The organism is Pseudoalteromonas sp. 120-MNA-CIBAN-0494, assembly GCF_040308885.1.
GTDB lineage: Bacteria > Pseudomonadota > Gammaproteobacteria > Enterobacterales > Alteromonadaceae > Pseudoalteromonas > Pseudoalteromonas nigrifaciens.
The window spans coordinates 48288-54864 of record NZ_JBEOOE010000024.1 but is presented as its reverse complement, the minus strand read 5'-3'; the positions used below and the strand labels follow the sequence as shown (position 1 = coordinate 54864).

The following is a 6577-nucleotide window of genomic DNA, read 5'->3' as shown; positions in this document are numbered from 1 at the left end:
ATATTGTTAAAGAACGTTTTGAGTCGCTTTAGCGCCTCAAGGGATGCGTATAATACATCCTTTATTTTTCGAGTCAACACTTTGTTTTAAACTTTCTTTTGGAAGATTTAAAACCGAAGTTTTATTTAACTCTCTGAGTAATTCGTGTCTCGCTAAGCGTTGACGTTTCCCGTCTCAGTGGGGTCGCATTATAGGGATAAACGAGTGAGGGTCAACACTTTATTTCCGCTTTATGACAATTAAATGAATATTGTATAAAAGGCATACAAACAAAGGCTTGCAATGAAGTTTAAGCTTAAAAAAGCACCAAATAAATGGCAGTAATAGGGAAGTTATAGTTACGCTAGGTAGAAGGTAGGTTGTTTAGTTTAAATGTTATGTTTAAATAATTAAATGCGGCTTAGTTATAGTACTTTACTGGGTAGCTCTAAATAAGTTAAAAGCCGGTACTTTACACCTTTTAAGGTTTAGCAAAATACTCAGTTAAATATCTGATGTAGAGTAGGGGGCTCATATTGTTCAGACAATAAAAAAGCGAGTTAATAACTCGCTTCTATCTACTTATACTTTTTAACTAAATATAAGTCGTTATTTTTTAACTGGGCGTTTCCAGCCATCTAAATTACGCTGTTTGCCTCGAGCAATAGCTAGTTGCTCATCTGCTACTGTATTCGTAATAACAGAGCCTGCACCAATTGTTGCCATTGCACCAATATTTACGGGTGCAACAAGCGATGAGTTAGAACCAATAAAGGCATTGTTGCCAATAATGGTTTTTGCTTTATTAACGCCGTCATAGTTACAGGTAATAGTACCCGCGCCAATATTAACCTTTTCGCCAATTTCAGCATCACCTAGGTAACTTAAGTGATTAGCTTTAGAGCCTTTACCTAAACGGGTTTTTTTCATTTCGACGAAGTTACCAACATGTGAGTCTTCTTCCATAATGGCACCTGGGCGAAGGCGGGCATAGGGACCAAGCGTACATTTAGCAGCAACTGTTGCATCTTCTATGAGTGTATTAGCTTTTATTATAACGTTATCGCCAATGCTGCAGTTTTTGAGCACACAGTTTGGTCCAATTTCAACGTTATGACCTATAGTCACTTTGCCTTCAAAAATCACGTTTATATCTATTAGTACATCTTCACCGGTGGTGACTGTTCCGCGAACATCTATACGGGCAGGATCGGCAAGTGTTGCCCCATTAAGCATTAACTCTTCTGCTTGCCATGCTTGGTACGCACGTTCAAGACCAGCTAGTTGTATACGATTATTAGCGCCTTCTACTTCCATTGGGTGATCTGGCTGAGCTGATGTAATTTCGACACCTTCGCTATGCGCCATTGCCACTATGTCGGTTAGGTAATATTCGCCTTGTGCATTATTGTTAGATAAGTTGCCTAACCAGCTTTTTAGCAATCGACCATTAACGGCCATAATACCGGTATTTACTTCGCTAATAAGTAATTGCTCTGGGCTGGCATCTTTTTGCTCAACAATACCCACTAACTTGCCATCAACACGTAGCATACGTCCGTAACCATTTGGATTGGCTAAATTTACGGTTAATACCGCTAAACCATGTTTAGGTGTCGCAGCTAATAAACGTTCAAGCGTTGATTGCTTAGTTAAAGGCACGTCACCGTATAAAATCAGCACTGTATCATCGTCATTAACATGAGAGTTGGCTTGCGCTACTGCATGACCCGTACCTAACTGCTCAGCTTGGAGTACCCAATTTACGTTGTTGTTGGCCAGTTGTTGTTGTAATAGTTCGCCACCATGACCGTAAACTAAGTTAGTAGTAGTTGCACCTAGTGCTTTTGCGTTATCAATAACGTGCTGCACCATAGGTTTGCCAGCCACTTTATGAAGAACTTTAGGTAGCGCTGAGCGCATGCGAGTACCTTTACCCGCTGCAAGAATAACCGTTGTTAGAGACATTAAAACAATTTCCTTTTTTCGTTGTTTTAGCTAAATAAGCGCGTACTGGTGCACAGTAGATTATGTAAATCACATCATGTGCAAATACTCAGTAGCTTAATTACTGACTACTGAATCTTGGCTGAAACACTCAGACACTTCAATGGCGTTATTGTAACGGGGATTAGTGATGGATATAAGTAACAAGGGATAAATAGTGAGCACAAAAAGTAAATTTATAATTTTTATAACATTGCTGATTTATATTACAGGCACAAAAAAGCCCACGTTATGTGGGCTTTTAAAAACCAGATAGGCTTACTTTTTACGTAATTGCTGAATAATGCGTAGCTGAGCAATTGCTTCAGCTAGTTGCACTGCGGCTTGATTATAATCAAGTTCAGCAGATGCACCTTTCGCCATTTGAGCTTCAGCGTCACGTTTAGCAGCTTCTGCAGCTTGCTCGTCAAGGTCTTCACCACGAACAGCTGTATCAGCAAGAACAGTCACTAGATTAGGTTGTACTTCTAATGTACCGCCAGCAATGTAGATGAACTCTTCTTCACCAAATTGCTTAACTAAACGTACCATACCAGGTTTAAGGGCAGTAAGTAGTGGAGCGTGACCAGCATTAACGCCTAACTCACCTTCACTACCAGTAACTTGAATCGATTCAACACGGCCAGAGAACAAACTCTGCTCTGCGCTTACTACATCAAGATGTACAGTCATAGCTGCCATACTCCCCTCCTAAGTTACATGCTTTTGGCTTTTTCTTGAGCTTCTTCGATAGAGCCAACCATGTAGAACGCTTGCTCTGGCATGTCATCAAATTCACCGTTTAAGATGCCTTTAAAGCCAGAAATTGTATCTTTTAGTGATACGTATTTACCAGACGCGCCTGTAAACACCTCTGCCACGAAGAATGGCTGAGATAGGAAACGTTGGATTTTACGTGCACGAGATACAAGTTGCTTATCTTCGTCAGAAAGCTCGTCCATACCTAGGATTGCAATGATGTCTTTAAGTTCTTTATAACGCTGAAGAACTGTTTGAACGCCACGTGCTGTATCGTAGTGCTCTTGACCAATTACTTGTGGGTCAAGTTGACGTGAAGATGAATCAAGTGGGTCTACCGCTGGGTAGATACCAAGTGACGCGATATCACGCGAAAGTACTACAGTTGCGTCTAAGTGAGCAAAGGTAGTTGCTGGAGATGGATCCGTTAAATCATCCGCAGGTACGTATACCGCTTGGATTGAAGTGATTGAACCCGTCTTAGTAGAAGCAATACGCTCTTGTAACACACCCATTTCTTCAGCAAGTGTAGGCTGGTAGCCTACCGCTGATGGCATACGACCAAGAAGTGCAGATACTTCTGTACCAGCAAGTGTGTAACGGTAGATGTTATCTACGAAGAAAAGTACATCGCGACCTTCGTCACGGAACTTTTCAGCCATAGTAAGACCTGTTAACGCTACGCGTAAACGGTTACCTGGAGGCTCGTTCATCTGACCGTATACAAGCGATACTTTATCAAGTACGTTTGAATCGTTCATCTCATGGTAGAAATCGTTACCTTCACGTGTACGCTCACCAACACCGGCGAATACTGAGTAGCCGCTGTGCTCGATTGCGATGTTACGGATAAGTTCCATCATGTTTACGGTTTTACCAACACCGGCACCACCGAATAAACCAACTTTACCACCTTTAGCGAATGGACATACAAGGTCGATAACCTTGATACCAGTTTCTAAAAGCTCAACTGAACTTGATTGCTCTTCGTAAGTAGGCGCTGCACGGTGAATAGACATACGGTCTTCTTCGCCGATTGGGCCAGCTTCATCGATTGGCTCACCAAGTACGTTCATGATACGACCAAGTGTTGCTTTACCAACTGGAACTTGAATCGACTCACCTGTATTCATTACCGAAGCACCACGACGCAAACCGTCTGTAGTACCCATAGCGATAGTACGTACCACACCGCCACCTAACTGTTGTTGAACTTCTAGAGTCAACCCAGTTAAATCGCCATCTGTTACTCTTAGCGCGTCATATACGGCTGGCACGTTGTTTTGTGGAAATTCAATATCCACAACGGCACCGATAATTTGGACGACCTTACCTAAACTCATGTCTATTCCTCTCGTTAATCTTTGCCTGAAGCATTAAACTGCTGCTGAACCAGAACAAATCTCACTAATTTCTTGTGTGATTGCTGCTTGGCGAGCTTTGTTATAAATAAGCTGTAACTCATCCATAAGGTCGCCGGCATTGTCTGTTGCAGCTTTCATTGCAACCATGCGGGCAGCCTGCTCAGATGCAGCATTTTCAACTACACCTTGGTATACTTGAGACTCAACAAACCGTACTAACAACGCTTCTAAAATAGCGTCTGGGTTTGGCTCATACAAGTAATCCCATGTGTGGGCAGATACTTCTTCTTCAGCTTTTGGCAAAGGGAGTAACTGATCTACTGTTGGCTCTTGCTTCATGGTATTTACAAACTTGTTGTATACCAAGAATAAACGGTCAATTTTACCTTCAGAGAATGCATCAAGCATTACTTTTACAGGACCAATTATATCCTGAATTGAAGGTTTATCTCCTAAGCCTGCTTTTTTAGCAAGGACTTGACCACCAAAGCGTTGGAAGAAACCAGCAGCTTTACTGCCTAAAGTTGCAAACTCTGCGCTTACACCTTTTTCTTTCCATGCTTTAATATCTAGTGCAACTTTTTTAAACTCATTTGAGTTTAAACCGCCACACAGACCACGGTCTGTAGAGATAACAATATAACCAACTCGTTTTACTTCACGCTCTTCTAAAAAAGGGTGGGTAAAATCAAGATTTGCCTGAGCAACACGACCAATCACTGTGCGTAATTTTGCAGCGTATGGACGGCTTGTAGCAACGCGTTCTTGCGCCCTTTTCATTTTAGACGCAGCAACCATTTCCATTGCGCTAGTGATCTTTTGAGTATTTTTAATACTACCGATCTTGCTTTTAATCTCTTTTCCGCTGGCCATGACTCTCTCTCCGAATCAAGGTGTGCTTTAGTTTCCTAAAGCGCACCATTAATAACTATATTACCAAGTTTGCGTAGACTTGAACTTCGTTAGAAGTTCTTTAAGTTGCGCTTCGATCTCGGCGTTGTAGTTACCAGTTTCATTGATTTGAGCCACAAGCTCTGCGTATGTGCTATTTGCATACGAAAGTAAAGCCGCTTCAAAATCCATGATCTTAGCGATCTCGATATCTTGAAGGAAACCTTTTTCAGCAGCAAATAACGACAAAGACATTTCAGCAACAGACATTGGCGCGTACTGTTTCTGCTTCATTAGCTCTGTTACACGCTCACCATGCTCAAGTTGAGCACGAGTTGCATCATCAAGGTCAGACGCGAACTGCGAGAACGCAGCTAATTCACGGTACTGAGCTAGGGCTAGACGAATACCGCCACCTAGTTTCTTAACGATTTTAGTTTGTGCAGCACCACCAACACGCGATACCGAAATACCAGCGTTTACTGCCGGACGGATACCTGAGTTGAATAGGTCAGTTTCTAAGAAAATTTGACCATCGGTGATAGAGATAACGTTAGTCGGTACGAACGCAGAAACGTCGCCGCCTTGAGTTTCAATGATTGGCAATGCCGTCAATGAACCAGTTGTACCTTTCACTTCACCATTAGTGAACTTTTCAACGTATTCAGCGTTTACACGCGAAGCACGTTCTAAAAGACGAGAGTGAAGATAGAATACGTCACCTGGGTATGCTTCACGACCTGGTGGGCGCTTAAGTAGTAATGAAATTTGACGATAAGCAACTGCTTGCTTAGACAAATCATCATATACGATTAAAGCGTTTTCACCGCGGTCACGGAAGTATTCACCCATAGTACAGCCCGCGAACGGTGCTAAGTACTGAAGTGCCGCTGATTCAGAAGCAGATGCAACAACTACGATAGTATTTGCTAATGCACCGTGCTCTTCTAATTTGCGAACTACGTTAGCAATAGTAGATGCTTTTTGACCAATCGCAACGTACACACACTTAACGCCTGTGCCTTTTTGATTGATGATTGCATCGATTGCTAGTGCAGTTTTACCTGTTTGGCGGTCACCAATGATAAGTTCACGTTGACCACGACCAACTGGAATCATCGCATCGATAGATTTATAACCAGTTTGTACTGGCTCATCTACAGATTTACGCTCGATTACACCTGGTGCAATTTTTTCTACAGGTTCAAACCCGTCATTATCTAGCGCGCCTTTACCATCGATCGGAGCACCTAGTGTGTTAACAACACGACCAAGTAGACCAGGACCAACAGGCACTTCTAAAATACGACCAGTTGTATATACTTTTACGCCTTCAGTAAGATCCGCGTACGGACCCATTACTACTGCACCAATTGAGTCGCGCTCAAGGTTTAGTGCGATAGCATAACGGTTGCCTGGAAGCTCAATCATCTCACCTTGCATACAGTCAGCTAGACCGTGGATGCGGATGATACCGTCTGTAACAGATACAATAGTACCTTCGTTACGAGCTTCACTTACAACTTCGAACTGCTCAATACGTTGTTTGATCAGATCTGAAATTTCAGTGGAATTAAGTTGCATGCTCTTTTTCCCAA

General features: G+C 42.3%; 5 protein-coding genes. All 5 read right to left on the bottom strand.

What is annotated here, in order from left to right; translation table 11 throughout:
• Positions 1–588 precede the first annotated feature (588 nt).
• Positions 589–1947 carry a bifunctional UDP-N-acetylglucosamine diphosphorylase/glucosamine-1-phosphate N-acetyltransferase GlmU gene (glmU, locus tag AAEY55_RS13585; protein WP_089368914.1) on the bottom strand — a complete coding sequence of 453 codons (1359 nt, stop codon included), beginning with the start codon at positions 1945–1947 and terminating at the stop codon, positions 589–591.
• Between the two features lie 297 nt (positions 1948–2244).
• Positions 2245–2667 carry a F0F1 ATP synthase subunit epsilon gene (locus AAEY55_RS13580; protein WP_011329625.1) on the bottom strand — a complete coding sequence of 141 codons (423 nt, stop codon included), beginning with the start codon at positions 2665–2667 and terminating at the stop codon, positions 2245–2247.
• 14 nt (positions 2668–2681) lie between these two features.
• The gene (gene atpD, locus AAEY55_RS13575) at positions 2682–4067 is read right to left on the bottom strand and encodes a F0F1 ATP synthase subunit beta (RefSeq protein WP_011329626.1); all 1386 of its coding nucleotides are present in this window, start codon (positions 4065–4067) and stop codon (positions 2682–2684) included.
• 33 nt (positions 4068–4100) lie between these two features.
• The gene (atpG, locus tag AAEY55_RS13570; RefSeq protein ID WP_011329627.1) at positions 4101–4961 is read right to left on the bottom strand and encodes a F0F1 ATP synthase subunit gamma; all 861 of its coding nucleotides are present in this window, start codon (positions 4959–4961) and stop codon (positions 4101–4103) included.
• A gap of 60 nt (positions 4962–5021) precedes the next feature.
• Positions 5022–6563 carry a F0F1 ATP synthase subunit alpha gene (atpA, locus tag AAEY55_RS13565; protein ID WP_011329628.1) on the bottom strand — a complete coding sequence of 514 codons (1542 nt, stop codon included), beginning with the start codon at positions 6561–6563 and terminating at the stop codon, positions 5022–5024.
• Between the last annotated feature and the right edge of the window lie 14 nt (positions 6564–6577).